Annotated in this window: 11 protein-coding genes; 1 reads left to right on the top strand and 10 read right to left on the bottom strand. The window is 44.0% G+C overall.

The window, feature by feature from the left end; all coding sequences use genetic code 11:
* The 6 genes from B3763_RS02285 to B3763_RS02260 form a co-directional block, all read right to left on the bottom strand.
* Positions 1-516: sulfite exporter TauE/SafE family protein (locus B3763_RS02285; protein ID WP_286743199.1), on the bottom strand; the 516-nt coding region annotated here is incomplete at its 3' end.
* 18 nt (positions 517-534) lie between these two features.
* A complete protein-coding gene (locus B3763_RS02280) occupies positions 535-1,992 on the bottom strand; it encodes a M20/M25/M40 family metallo-hydrolase (protein WP_286743198.1) in 1,458 nt (485 codons plus the stop codon).
* Positions 1,993-2,061: 69 nt separating this feature from the next.
* The gene (locus B3763_RS02275) at positions 2,062-3,375 is read right to left on the bottom strand and encodes an MFS transporter (protein WP_286743196.1); all 1,314 of its coding nucleotides are present in this window, start codon (positions 3,373-3,375) and stop codon (positions 2,062-2,064) included.
* A 48-nt stretch (positions 3,376-3,423) separates the two neighbouring features.
* Positions 3,424-4,776, bottom strand: coding sequence for an alpha-amylase family glycosyl hydrolase (locus B3763_RS02270; protein ID WP_286743194.1), 1,353 nt, complete (start codon positions 4,774-4,776; stop codon positions 3,424-3,426).
* A gap of 1 nt (position 4,777) precedes the next feature.
* Positions 4,778-7,183, bottom strand: a complete 2,406-nt coding sequence (locus tag B3763_RS02265) for a glycoside hydrolase family 31 protein (RefSeq protein ID WP_286743192.1) — start codon at positions 7,181-7,183, stop codon at positions 4,778-4,780.
* A gap of 130 nt (positions 7,184-7,313) precedes the next feature.
* Entirely contained in the window at positions 7,314-8,357 is a 1,044-nt protein-coding gene (locus B3763_RS02260; RefSeq protein WP_286743190.1) for a LacI family DNA-binding transcriptional regulator, read from the bottom strand.
* Positions 8,358-8,747: 390 nt separating this feature from the next.
* Between B3763_RS02260 and fbaA the strand changes: the two genes are divergently transcribed.
* Positions 8,748-9,812 (top strand): class II fructose-bisphosphate aldolase, encoded by a 1,065-nt coding sequence (gene fbaA / locus B3763_RS02255; RefSeq protein ID WP_189631517.1) that lies wholly within the window; start codon positions 8,748-8,750, stop codon positions 9,810-9,812.
* A 93-nt stretch (positions 9,813-9,905) separates the two neighbouring features.
* Here fbaA and pfkA read toward each other — a convergent pair whose 3' ends face one another.
* The 4 genes from pfkA to B3763_RS02235 all read right to left on the bottom strand — a co-directional run bounded on the left by pfkA (position 9,906) and on the right by B3763_RS02235 (position 13,853).
* Positions 9,906-10,889, bottom strand: coding sequence for a 6-phosphofructokinase (gene pfkA, locus B3763_RS02250; RefSeq protein WP_189631516.1), 984 nt, complete (start codon positions 10,887-10,889; stop codon positions 9,906-9,908).
* A 98-nt stretch (positions 10,890-10,987) separates the two neighbouring features.
* Complete coding sequence (gene dinB / locus B3763_RS02245) at positions 10,988-12,199, bottom strand: DNA polymerase IV (protein WP_189631515.1); 1,212 nt, start codon at positions 12,197-12,199, stop codon at positions 10,988-10,990.
* A 169-nt stretch (positions 12,200-12,368) separates the two neighbouring features.
* Entirely contained in the window at positions 12,369-13,478 is a 1,110-nt protein-coding gene (locus B3763_RS02240; RefSeq protein ID WP_189631514.1) for a 6-bladed beta-propeller, read from the bottom strand.
* A gap of 144 nt (positions 13,479-13,622) precedes the next feature.
* A complete protein-coding gene (locus tag B3763_RS02235; RefSeq protein WP_189631513.1) occupies positions 13,623-13,853 on the bottom strand; it encodes a hypothetical protein in 231 nt (76 codons plus the stop codon).
* Positions 13,854-14,106: the final 253 nt, after the last annotated feature.

Here is a 14,106-nt window from a genome sequence, read left to right as displayed (position 1 = left end):
GACCATACCATAGTTGTGAATAAAAGACATGGAGGCAATGATGATATAGCCTACGCCTGCCTGAATGAACCCACCATAGATTCCGATAAAGAAGAAGGTGATGAGTCCGATGATTTTAGATTTTTTGGTGGTTTTAATTTGGTTGCCTGACTGCAGCTTTTTGCCAAACACCATGTAGGCCACAATAAATACAATGATAGCTGCCAAGATTCTATTAAAGGTTTCTCCTTTAATGTCTACAGCAACGTATGAGCCTAGGATGGCTCCAATAAAAGAGGTGGCACTGAGCCAAAGGTCGTATTTTTCGGCTTTCACTCCCTTAGAGTGGTAGCCTCTCCAAGACATCAAGCCGTTAAAGAAAACGCCTATTCTGTTAGTGGCATTGGCCACATTGGGAGGTAAATTCAGGAAAATAAGTGCAGGAAGGGTGAGTAATGAACCTCCTCCTGCAAGCGTATTGATGACCCCGGCCACAAGACCGACACCAAAAAGCAGGAGGATGTTCAGTACGTCCATATCATTGAGTTCACTCAATTAATCATCCCATCTCCAGTCGCCACCGATCTGAAGCTTGAGCTTAAGATTATGTCTTTCTAAAAAAGCCTTGGTTTCAGCGTCCGTCAGCTTTTGAGCGGGAAGTCTATCGGCATCTGCCAAGGCATACAGCATCATGGAACTGAAGCGTACGTTATTCACCATATGCTCTTTGTTGACCAAATCAAAGTCGTCACAGTCTGAATGATAGCAACCATAAATGGCTCTATCTAGTCTGGAAGCAGGAGATGTGTAGGGAATTCCTTGCAACATAAATGGCTGGTGGTCGCTGTGGAGGCCTGCGCCATTGGAGACTACATTCTTATAAGTTGTAGAGTCAATGGCCATGATTTCTTTACCGATTTGCTTAAAGAAAGGCTCTGCTTCCGGTCTTCCGCCTGTTCCGAAACCGGCAGGGTTGCCAGACATGTCTTGGTTCATTATGTACTTAATCTGGTCGATTGTGCCATTTTCAATGGCTTGGTTTACCATATGCCTTGAACCTAAAAGGCCTTCTTCTTCACCCATAAACATCACAAACTGAACAGTTCTCTTTGGTTTAAGATTCAGCGCAGCAAAGGTTCGGGCCATGTCTAACACAGCAAATGAGCCAATGCCGTTGTCTATGGCTCCGGTGGCCAAATCCCAAGAGTCGAGGTGGCCGCCAACAATTACTTTTTCATTGGGCAATTCGCTGCCCTTAATAGTGGCTATTACATTTCTGGCTTTAATGAGTCCTGACTTGTTGGTCATTTTGATGGAAGCAAACTGACGGCTCTTTGTGAGCGTTTCTTTCAGTGCCAGTCCGTCTTCTTTGCCAATACAAACGGCCGGTATAGAAATTAGGCTGCCGGTTACCGAAGCAGTTCCGGTGAGTAAAACGCCACCATCTACCTGGTTGATAATGATGATGCCTATGGCCCCATGCTTTATGGCCAGGGCAGTTTTTTCGGATCGGTGTAGCCCGGGAGTGCCTTCAGGGCTGTTGGGCAAAGTGCCTATGTAAACAAGCGCAATTTTACCTTCTACGGCTCCCGGTTTTGCCTCATAGTCAGCGTCAACTCCGTTGCCCATGTCTACAATTTCAGCTGTTATCTCAGCTTCGACTGGCGAGTGTGCCAGGGTTACGGCAGGCATAGGTGCCAGGCTGCCTTGAGAACCAATCTGTACTTCAATATCTCCTCTGCTCCAAGACTCTACCTCAAAAGGCTGATACGCTACCTGAAGGCCGTAACTCTTCAAAAGGTTGTAGGTATATTCTTCTGCCTTGGCCCCTTCTTCAGAGCCTGTGAGTCGGTGGCCAATGGTTTTGGTGGCTTCTTCCAGCGTTTCATAGGCTCTGGAATTGGCCAAAACCTCTTCGTTTATTTTTTTAAAAACAGTGGCTTGATCATCTTTTTTTGGCGAACAGCCAAATACTACAGCAAGTGCAAAAAGTAGAATGATTGGTTTTTTCATTTGAATTAGCGTTGAGCGGTGAAGATAAAAAGAAAAAGCAGCCGTTGAGCTGCTTTTTAAATGATTGGTTTATGTGCTAAGCACCGGGTCGTCATTGTCTCTGACATATCGGAGGGAGAAGGCTGCCAAAAGCATGAATACTCCCGAGGTAACTATAGCATACATGGGGTTTCCACCATACAGATTTTTTACTATTGGCCCGCCTATAGTTGCATTGACAATCTGAGGGAATACTATAAAGAAATTAAAGAGCCCCATATAGATTCCCATTTTCTTGAGAGGAATTGAGCCTGCAAGAATGGCATAGGGCATGGCTAATATGCTTGCCCAGGCAATGCCAACTCCAAACATTGAACCAATAAGCCAGTACTTGTCTGGAGCGAAATACATGGATATTAATCCTAAGCCCCCAATAAAGAGTGACACCGCGTGTGTTTGCTTCCTGCCAATTTTTGCAGCAATTGAAGGAAGCAAGAAGGCGTAAATAGCCGATACTAAGTTGTAAACCCCGAAGATGATTCCAACCCAATCTCCGGCATTTTGATAGGCTTGAGAGGAGTTATCATCAACGGGCAGCCCCCAAATATGATGAGCAATTGCAGGAGTGGTATAAACCCACATTCCGAATAGGGCGAACCAAGAAAAGAATTGAACCAGCCCCAACTGCTTCATAGTAGTTGGCATGCTGGCAATGTCTTTAGCAATCTGACTCATGCCTTTACCTTCGGTTGGGGAGGCAATAGATTTTTCAAATTCTTCTTCGAATACAGCTGTTTCTTCAGGCGTATATTCTTTGGTGGTGATTACAGTAATTAATATGGTTGCAATAAGTACCACCGCTCCGCAAACAAAGGAAATGATTAAACTGGGTGGTACTGAGCCCGGTTCTGCAGTATTGGCAACACCAAACCAATTGGTGACGGCCCAGGGCAACCACGAACCAATCACGGCTCCAATACCAATGAGCACTGTTTGAATGCTAAAACCCAATGTGGTTTGGTCGCCCGGGAGTTTGTCGGCCACCAAAGCCCGGAAAGGTTCCATGGCAATGTTAAAGCTGGCGTCCATAATCATTAAAAAACCTGCACCAACCCAAAGAGCAGGGAGGAAGGCAATGAACATATCTGCCTGCGGCATAAGAATTAGACCCACGGAGGCTAAAAGGGCACCTGCCAAAAAGTATGGTCTTCTTCTGCCAAGCCGGGTCCAGGTTTTGTCGCTGTAATGGCCAATAATAGGCTGTACGATCATTCCGGTCAGAGGGGCTACAATCCAGAACCAGGATAGTTCTTCTACATTGGCTCCAAAAATCTGAAGAATTCTACTGGCGTTGGCGTTTTGCAAGGCAAAGCCCATCTGAATTCCCAGAAACCCGAAACTCATGTTCCAGATTTGGATAAAACTTAAGCGAGGTTTGATGGCCATAATTATCTATTTAGCAAATACTTTAAATCCGTTGGGTGGCAGCGAAAGCTCACCGGAAACTACTGTTTCTATATTGTCCATTACGTTGCGCATTGCCCCCAACTCTTCTTCGAAAGTAAGCGTTATGGGTTGGCCCTGAATGTTAATGAATACCACTACCTCATGCTCTCCTTTTTTCCTCCTATAGGCCAATACACTTTCGTTTGCCGATGTTTCTATCCACTCCAGGCTTCCGCCAAACTCTCCATTCCACAGGGCAGGGTTATCTTCCTTTAGTTGGAACAGGGTTTTATACAGATTGGAGAAAACATATCCGCGAGACCAATCAATACTATCTTTCTCGAAGAATTCCAGTCGCTTCGTATTATTGGCCTCTTGCCCGGAGTAGACTAGCGGCATGCCATAAGTGGTGGCTGCAAAAACAAACCACGCCTCTTGTCCCTCACCAAAGAATTCTTCGGCCGTACCGTTCCATGAATTTTCATCGTGGTTGGTAATAATATTCATTTTATAATAGCCTTTGGGATAGCGTTCAAAGTCTTTTTTGTACATGGCTTTAATGGCCTCAGGGCTTTCTTCACCGCTCGCAACTCTGCGCATCAGGTGCATCAACTCCCAGGAGTAAGTCATGTCAAAGGCTTCCTCGTGGAGTTCCGGTTCTTCTCCCTCGGCAAGCATAAATACAGGTTTAATGGCATCTAGCTCTGCTCTCACGGTGTTCCAGAAGTCAATGGGTACCATGCCGGCCACATCACAGCGGTAGCCATCAATGTCGAATTCGTTGACCCAGTATTTCATGGCATTGAGCATTTCTTTCCTCAGTTCCTCATTGTTATAGTCCAGATCTATTACGTCCTCCCAATCAGCAACGGGCGGCTGAAATTCACCACTTTCTGTTCGGTTGTAGTATTCAGGGTGTGTCTCTGTCCATGAATGATCCCAGGCTGTATGGTTGGCCACCCAGTCGATAATCACCTTCATGTCATGGGCGTGAATGGTGTTAACCAGATGTCGGAACTCCACTTCGGTTCCAAACTCGGGGTTTATGGCTGTGTAGTCTTTTATGGAGTAGTAGCTTCCCAGACTGCCTTTTCTGTTTTTTGCTCCAATGGGGTGAATGGGCATTAGCCAAACTATGTCTATCCCCATAGCCTTCAGGCGAGGTATTTCTTTGGCAAAGGCATTGAAGGTGCCCTCGGGGGTATGTTGCCTTATGTTGGCTTCATAAATTACGGCCGTTTTGCTCCACTCCGGATGCTTCACTCTCGCTGCGTGATCTTCCGGCCGATTGGTTTTTTCATTTCCCCCGCAAGCCAATAGAATTAGCGATAGGCTTGCAAAAAATGCTTTCAGTCTCATGCTATTTCCAGTTAAGATTAATCTCTTCTTGCGTAAACGGTATTTCCAATGTCTTTACTCCTTTGCTCCAGTAATCGCGTTTGGGCCGTTGTGGCAATGGATCAAACTCTGTAATAGGTGCCAGTAGCTGAAGGTCTTCCACATGGAAAGTTACCGATTCGCCATTGATTTCAAAGGAGTTAGCTTCAAAACCATGAAGGTGTATTTTGAGGCTGTGGAATTCAGAAGTATAACTTCCTTCCTGTTTGGCAACCTGCAGTGTACCCATTTTTCCATTAAAGTAAATTTCGCGTTTGCAGTACTGGCCCTGCTCAAAGTTGTAAGTAGAGCCATCGTCTTCATAGTACGTTTGATGAGTCTCTACTTCTCCAAAATAGAGGTGCAGCTTGAGTATACCATCCGTTTTTTCCTGAGTGGTTTGAACCACATTTTGCAAAGGAATGATGGCTCCCTCTTTGGCAAATACCGGCAGGTCTTCCATCTGGGTTTCTACCAGCATATGGCAACCTCCTTCATGAAGTTCGTCTGTAAAGAAGTTATACCATTTGCCTTGAGGCAGGTAAATTTTGGCATACTCTTGTGTAGTGGTGGTTGGGCAAACCAATAACCACTGCCCCAGCGTAAACTCATTTTGAGCGTTGCCCTGATAAATATTTTGGTCGTTGTAATAGTCTACGGCCAACGATCGGTTAATGGGGTTGCCCTTGTGGTGTGCCTCAAAAAACAGACTGTACAAATAAGGCATAAGCTGGTAGCGTAGGTTGATATAGTTTCTGGAAATTTCTTCTACTTCCTCTCCGTAGGCCCAAGGCTCGGAGTCTCTTACATTAACCATGCTGTGTACTCTAAAAAATGGAGCAAAAGTGGCTACCGCCAACCAGCGGGCAAATAGCGCTGGGGCCGATTCGCCCACAAAACCGCCCACATCGTAACCGGAAACGGGTATTCCTGTCATACCAAGGCTATTCACCAACCGAACTCCCAATAGCATGTCTTCATCGCCAGCCACGTTGTCTCCTGTCCACACAGCCGAATAGCGCTGCACTCCGGCAAACCCTGCCCGTGTGAGTGTAAAGGGTCTTTTGTTGTTCAGTTGTTTTTTTGCCCCTTCAAAAGTTGCCCGCACCATTTGAAAGCCATAGATATTTCTGGCCTTTTTGTGACTTGCCGTTTGGCCTTCGTAGTCAAACTCAATTAGGTTGGGAATGTCTTGTCCCCAACAGGCCGGTTCGTTCATGTCGTTCCAAAAACCTTCCAGCCCCTTATCGGTGTAAAACTTGAGCTCATCGGCCCACCAATCACGACCTTCCTTAGCTGTAAAGTCAGTAAAATGGCTGTTGCCTGGCCATACGCTAGCCTCAAAACGGCTGCCATCGGGGTATTTTACAAATATGTCTTTTTCAACTCCCCGGTCGTAGGTGCCATAGCCCGGTTGTGTAGCTATACCCGGATCTAAAATTACCACCACCTTAAAGCCCTGGGCCTCCAGTTTCTCTATGAGCCCCTTAGGATCGGGAAATCGGTTTTTATCGAAGGTAAAGGCCTTGTAGTCTTCCATGTAGTGGATGTCCAGATAAATAACATCGGCCGGAATACGCTTTTTTCTAAACGTATCAGCCACCGTATATACCTCATGATCCGGGTAGTAGCTGTAACGGCATTGCTGAAAGCCAAGGCTCCATTTTGGAGGAAGTTGTGACGTGCCGGTGAGCCGCGCATATTCTTGAATTACTTCTAAAACGGTATCGCCCTGAATAAAATAGTAGTTCAGGTCACCGGCTTCGGCTCCAAAGTAGCTAAATCGGTTATTGTTAGAAGCCCCAAAATTGAAATGGGTTTTGTGGGTGTTGTCAAAGAAGATACCATAGGGCTGACCTTCTCTGATACCAATATAGAATGGGGCTGACAAATAGAGCGGGTCGGTGTCATTGCCAAATGCAAAGGCATCGGAGTTCCAGTTTACAAATGAAGATCCGCGCCTGTTCAGCCCTCCTCCCTTTTCGCCTAGCCCTAGAAAAACCTCATTAGGGCTCAGGGTTTTATAGTTGGTCACCTCATGCCCCAACCAGCTAATACCAAAGGCAGGGTCGTCCTCATTCAGTATTTGTCCGTGGTTGTTTTTAAAGCACAATCTGAGCGGAGAACGCTTAATTTCCAGTTGAATATTAGCCGTCTTTAGCGTCAGGCTCTGGTCTGTTTCTTTAGCATCAATGCTCACCTTTTGAGGAGGCAGAACTACTGAAAAAGGGTTTTCATCGAAAGCCTCGTGTTTGGAAGCCTGAATGCGGCAAATTTTGCTGGTGTAAAACTTTATACTGAATTGCTTATTTCCTGCAAGGCCGGACAATCCGTTTTCTTGCCACGAAAAATGCTGAATGGTTCCTATGGACTCGTTTCTCAAATTCATTGGGATTTGGGGTTGGAGGGGCAATAGCTTGCTTCTCTATTGCACAATTGTAATGTGAAAATAGTGTTTTTGAGAGGTGGTTTAATGGAGAACGGGCAGAAATGCTGTCACAAACGTTTGCATGGACGGTTTATGGCATGGCTGCCTTAACCGTCTTTCTGTCAGACGATTCGCGAACAATAAGCTCAGTGTCGAGAATTCTTATAATGCTTTTGCCGTTAGAAGACTCATTGATCTCCTGAAAAATTAGCTTGGCTGCTTCGCGCCCCATTTCATAGCCGGGTTGGGCAACACTGCTAAGCGTGGGGTGAATGAGTGAAGAAAACTGCCAGTTGCTAAAGCCTACAATGGCCACTTCTTCCGGAATTCGGATGTTGGCTTTTTTTACGGCTTTTAGTGCACCCAGTGCGGCCATGTCGTTGCTGGCAAATACTCCATCTATTTTCTTTCCAGATGCCAACAGCTGAGTCATTGCGCTTTCGGCTTCTTGCTCGGTGCCATTGCGGCATTCAATAATATTGTCTTCGTTGATAGGTATTTCGTAATCTTCCAGAGCACTTATGTATCCTTCTTTGCGCTTTCGGCCAATAATTAAATTGCTGGGGCCTGAGAGGTGCACAATGTGGCGACAGCCTTGTTCAATGAGGTGTTCTACCGCATCGTAAGCACCCTGATAGTCGTCTACAATAACCGATGAGGCATTCATGCCTTCTACCAGCCGGTCGAAAAACACCATGGGAGTGCCCTCACTCACTACTTTTTTGAGGTGTTCCAGGTCGGAAGTTTCTCTCGAAATAGAAACCAGTAAGCCATCTACGCGGGCGCTCATGAGGGCGTCAATGCTGTCGGCTTCCCGTTCGTAGTTTTCGTTCGATTGGCAGATCATTACGTTGTAGCCCTCTTTCATGGCTTCATCTTCGATGCCGCTAATGACCGTGGAAAAGAAAAAGTGGACAGTCTCGGGTATAATTACACCTATTACATTGGTGCGTTGGTTTCTTAGGCTTAGGGCAATGGAGTTGGGCCTGTAGTTATATTTGTTGGCCAGTTCGGTAACGGCCTTTTTTGTGCTGGGGCTTATGCCCGGAAAGTCTTTCAATGCTCTGGAAACAGTAGAACAAGAAATGTTGAGCTCCTTGGCAATATCCTTAATGGTAACCTGTCCCTTCTTCATGGAGGCCTTCTTCAAACAGACTTTGGAATGGACTCTTAAATAAGTTTATATGTTTTGAATAATCTAGTTTTTGCAAAATTTTTTCAAAAAATGTATTGTGCGAATTTGAGCAAATTTGGCTATTTCAATCGTTTGCAGAATATTCATAGGTAATTAGGGCTCAATGGGTTAGATTGACTAATTATAGATTAATGCCTACTTTGGTTCCCTGACAGAGCACTTTCTGAGATGAACTGTCAGTAATTTCCTCCATTTCTATTATAGTTTACTTTACTTATAGCGCAAACCTTTGCGCTATAAGTGTTTTATACCATTTCTGTTAAGAGGTTTAAGTTTTAACTTCACAATTGTTTTCTTTGCATCACTTTTAAAAACATAATCAAATTCGAAATGGGAAAATTCAGAAGCGGGGTGCTGTACGGTCAGGAGTTGAAAGACTGTCTCAGCTATGCTAAGGAAAATGAATTTGCACTACCGGCCGTTAACGTAGTGGGTACCAATAGCATCAATGCAGTATTGGAAACCGCCAAACGAGTTAACTCCCCGGTAATTATTCAGTTTTCTAATGGCGGAGCCTCTTTTTATGCTGGTAAATCACTTTCTAACGATGGGCAAAACGCGGCTATTCAGGGAGCTATATCCGGAGCAATGCATGTGCATTTGATGGCCGAGCACTATGGTGTGCCTGTGATTTTGCATACTGACCACTGTGCTAAGAAGCTTCTCCCATGGATTGACGGACTACTGGAAGCCGGCAAGAACTATTATGCCAAAAACGGGCAGCCGCTCTTTAGTACTCACATGCTCGACCTTTCTGAAGAACCACTTCATGAAAACATTGAAATTAGTGCTGAGTACTTCAAGAAAATGGCTCCACTTGGTATGGGTATTGAAATAGAGCTCGGTATTACCGGTGGTGAAGAAGACGGAGTAGATAATACCGATGTAGATTCATCGCGCTTGTATACTCAGCCAGAAGAAGTAGCCGAAGCATGGGACGCGATGCGCAAGATTGGTGATATTTTCACTGTAGCGGCTTCGTTTGGCAACGTGCATGGGGTGTATAAGCCCGGTAATGTGGAGCTAAGACCTGAAATATTGAAAAACTCTCAGGAGTTTATTCAGAAGAAATTTGGCACGGAAGAAAAGCCCGTATACTTCGTGTTCCACGGAGGGTCTGGTTCTGAGCCGGAAAAGATTAAAGAAGCTACTTCATATGGTTCCATAAAAATGAATATCGATACGGATGTACAGTGGGCTATGTGGGATGGTATTCATTCTTACTACAAAGAGAAGAAAGATTATCTGCAGGGGCAAATTGGTAACCCTGATGGTGAAGACTCTCCGAACAAAAAATACTACGACCCACGGGTTTGGTTAAGAAAAGGAGAGGAGTCTGTAGTGAAGCGCTTGGAAAGAGCTTTCGATGAGTTGAATGCTATTGGCAGAAACTAATAGGCCGAACAGGCAGATTAGATAAACGAATTAATCTTGGTTGGGGCGATGTTTGAGTTGATCGGACATCGCCCATTTTTTTGTAGCATGCGGTTAGATGGAGAGAATTTTAGCAATACGAAACTCCTCATCGTCCAGTCGCTTAATAGTCTTTATGGCTTCTCCTATTGGAGTATAGGCAATGCGGTTGTTAATAATGCCCACCATAACGTTGGACTGACCATTGCGAAGCCCTTCCACTGCGGCTACTCCCATGCGGCTGGCCAGCACTCGGTCTAAGGTAGTGGGGGTGCCCCCTCTTTGCAAGTGCCCCAGTACGGTAACCCGAATGTCAAAGTAGTCGAGTTGTTCTTTTACCTTGGCGGCTATCTCATAGGAGCTACCCAGGTGGCAGCCTTCGGCTACTATTACCACGTTAGAAGCTTTTTGGTTTGCAGCTCCTTTTCTTAGTCGATTAATGAGTGCCTCAATGCTCCAATTGTGCTCAGGTACAATCATGGCCACGGCACCACCGCCAATGGCAGAGTTGAGGGCAATGAACCCGGCATCGCGGCCCATTACTTCTACAAAGAAGAGGCGCTCGTGCGAAGAAGCTGTGTCTCTTATTTTATCAATAGCTTCGCGGGCCGTATTACAGGCCGTGTCGAATCCAATGGTAAAGTCGGTACCGGAGAGGTCGTTGTCTATGGTTCCGGGTATCCCAATTACCGGTACATTAAACTCTTGAGAGAAGATGTCGGCTCCGGTAAACGACCCGTCTCCGCCAATCACCACCAGAGCATCTAAGCCATTGGCTTTAAAATGTTCATAGGCTTGCTTACGGCCTTCTTTTGTACGAAACTCTTTGCTTCTGGCCGAGAGCAAAAAAGTACCTCCACGGCTAAGAATGTTTGAAACAGACCTTACATAGAGCTGTTCCATATTGCCTTTAATAAGGCCATCGTAGCCTTTGTATATGCCAAAAACTTCTATGTCGTAATAAATACAGGCTCTTACTACTGCTCTTACAGCAGCATTCATTCCGGGAGCATCGCCCCCACTGGTAAGTACCCCTATCTTTTTAATTTCAGTGGTCATGTTGCGTTAAGTATAATCAAAAATACTCTTTTCGGTGCGAACGGGATGCTATGCATGAGCCTATTCCACTGCAAACGATTGAAGGAGGTTGGGTTTAATCATTGCCGCCTGTTGGCCAGCAAAGGTGGAGGTTCTCCGGTAAATGGGTTAAAACGACTAATGGTTTTGGCTTCCATGCCATAAGCTCTCAAAACACTTCGGTCGCCATACTTATCCCTTATTTTATCCATGGCATGGTAGAGGTTAATCATTTCTTCAGAATCATCGAACAGGTTGATTTGTAGTCCTCCTTCTACCAGGTGGCTAAACCGAACACCAATGAGCCGAACCAGTAGTCGTTTTTGGTAGAGTTTTTCAAAAAGTTCAAGGGTTTTAGGAATGAGTATGTGGTCGGCAGAAGTGTAAGGAATACGCGATTGTAAGGTGTAGGTGTTAAAGTCGGAGTAACGCACTTTTACCGTTACGCAGGCGGTGAGCTTAAGGCCTCTTCTGAGTTGGAAAGCCAGATTTTCGGCCATAGCAGTAAGTATGCCTCTCAGCTTGTATACGTCAATGGTATCACGATCAAAGGTTCTTTCTGTAGAAATAGATTTCCGCTCGCTGTAGGGTATTACAGGCGAAGTGTCCACTCCATTGGCTTTTTTCCAAATGCTTATACCATTTTGGCCCAAAACCTTTTCCATAAGTTCTACAGGCATTTCCTGAATGGTTTGAATGCGTTTAACCCCCAAGCCATAAAGGGTAATTTGAGTCTTTTGACCTACCATGGGAATTTTACTGATGGAAAGCGGAGCTAGAAAGGTTTTTTCTTTGCCATAGTCTATGCGCAACTGATTGTTGGGCTTGGCTTCTCCGGTGGCAATCTTAGAGACCGTTTTGTTTTTGGAGAGGCCAAAAGAAATAGGAAGGCCCGTTTCTTTAATAATTCGTTTTCGTAGCTCCGTAGACATCTGGTAGCTGTTGAAAAAACGATCCATCCCGGTAAGGTCGGCATAGAATTCATCGATAGAGGTTTTTTCGTAAAGAGGTACCGTTTCTTTGATGATCTCCGTCACCATTTCGGAGTATTTGGTGTAGGTGCCTGAGTTGCCTCTAATCTGAATGGCATCGGGGCAAAGCTCTTTGGCGCGTTTCATGGGCATGGCAGAATGAACACCGTAAGCCCGGGCTTCATAGCTACATGAGGCTACTACACCACGATCGCTCGTACCCCCAATGAGCACGGGCTTACCCATTAGGCGACTGTCTAGCAGCCGCTCCACCGACACAAAAAAAGTGTCCAGGTCAAGATGTAATATGGTATTCTCCACGCTTTAGGTTGTTACGGACTTATCACACAAAGCTAATTATTTTAGTTTACTAAATAATTTAGCTTACGTAGAAAAATTTAGCCGTCAACCACCCGACTTTCGGTCGTATCATCATGTAGCCTGCTTGTTTTTTCGGGAAGGCTACAGGTGTAGTTTGGGCGAACACGAATTACTTCAATTTGTATCTTATCAAATATTTAAAGTTCTCCAGACCAAGTTTGTCTTTAAAATCACTAAAAATTGAAGGTATGTTCTCGGGTTTGCCTTCAGGAAAGTATGATATCCAGCGATACTCGGGTATTGAATAGTGGAAACCATTTGAACCAATCCCGGCTGGTTTAGATATAAAGTATACCAATCCTTTAGGTAGAATTGAATCCTCAATATATGCGACCTTGGTTTTTACATCAGCCATTCCATGTCTCAGCCTTTTATTTTTGACAAATGAGAAGCGTATAAAATTGTCTTTTACGCTTTTGATATCTGTTATATAGTCATATTCGTGTCGGATGTTCGTGAGGTTAGGGTCGTTAATTTTCCCAAGCCAAGGGTTGGGAAGTACTTTTAACTTTAATACCTGTTTTACATGGAGGTTATTGTCTAGTTGATACAATGTATCCGATAAAGGTTTCTGAAAATAGAATGTGGATGGGGAGTCGTAGTTTGGAGCTATACCTCCAGAGTAACCTATTAGTGATGGCATATCTACTGTATAATTTGCTCCCATCTTTTTAGGAGTGCCATCAAGTCCCCAAACTATTAAATTTGGTTTTTCAGGAAAAATAGAATTGTAGTTAGAATAGGTAACAAAGTTTTCTTTTAATGCGACCATACCTAAAAGACGGTCATTTAGTTTTACCTTTTCTATAAACTCTCCGTTTAAAGTGAATTTTAATATCGCCATATCAAAATGAGAGAGTACCACTATTTGGTTGTCAACAAGTGCAATATTGGTAATTGAGTGGTACTCCTGTGGTCCTGGCCCTTGTTTACCAAAAGAGAAAAGGTAATCGAGTTTTAAATTATATACCTTAATGTCGTTGTTAATGTCATCTAAAACATAGACAAAATTGTCATTGACGATAACATCTTTAATCCTTCCTATGAACGGAGTGTCAGGGAAGGCAACTAGCTCGATTGAATGATATATTTTAGTTAAATCTAGCTCGGATTGTGAAACCTCTATTTCTGAAAAAGGAATGTCACCTAATACCTCCTCCCTACTTTTGGAGTGGCACGAATAGATAGCGAACAAGAGAATAAAAAATAGATACTTCAAGTGATGGAAATTGATATGTGTGCTGTTGAAAAAAACTATAATAGAATAAATAAAAGAGACTTTTAATAAGTATGGCCTTATGTAAGGAAAAAAAGAGCACTCAGTTTGAAACTAGTGAATTAAAACGGAGTGCTCATATGTCTATTATTCAGGTTGAACTTCTGTTAGTCCTTCAGGACATGTGTTGTCAATACATCTTCCGTCACCCAATACACAGTTACTAGAGCTAGCCAGAATTGCACCTGTGTCATCATAACAATCCGTATCTACTTTGGTAAAGCCGCCACTAGAAGATTTTGCTTCGTAAGGATTTATAACTATAGTTACAATAGCTATACCTATAACGATTAAGAATGAAGATAATAATTTTTTCATTGTATTAGTGTTTAATTATTTGTTTGACTAAACAAGGTAAAAAAATATTATTATCAACCCGTTGGGTGAAATTAAGTTATAGGGTTACCCATTTAGATCGTATTTATTAGATTCCGGTATACTAGACACAAGCTGTGCCCTCACAGCGTTTTTTTTACAACCATTTGTGAAGACACAAATGGAGGCTAGGTTCAGAAATATACTTCTTGCGACTTAAGTAAGTAACCCTAAAATAAACTGAGTTCGATGTAAG

Origin of the sequence: Roseivirga sp. UBA1976 (assembly GCF_002336325.1) — a bacterium.
Lineage (GTDB): Bacteria > Bacteroidota > Bacteroidia > Cytophagales > Cyclobacteriaceae > Roseivirga > Roseivirga thermotolerans.
Note: the sequence above shows the minus strand (reverse complement) of the source record. Positions and strands in the feature narration are given on the sequence as shown.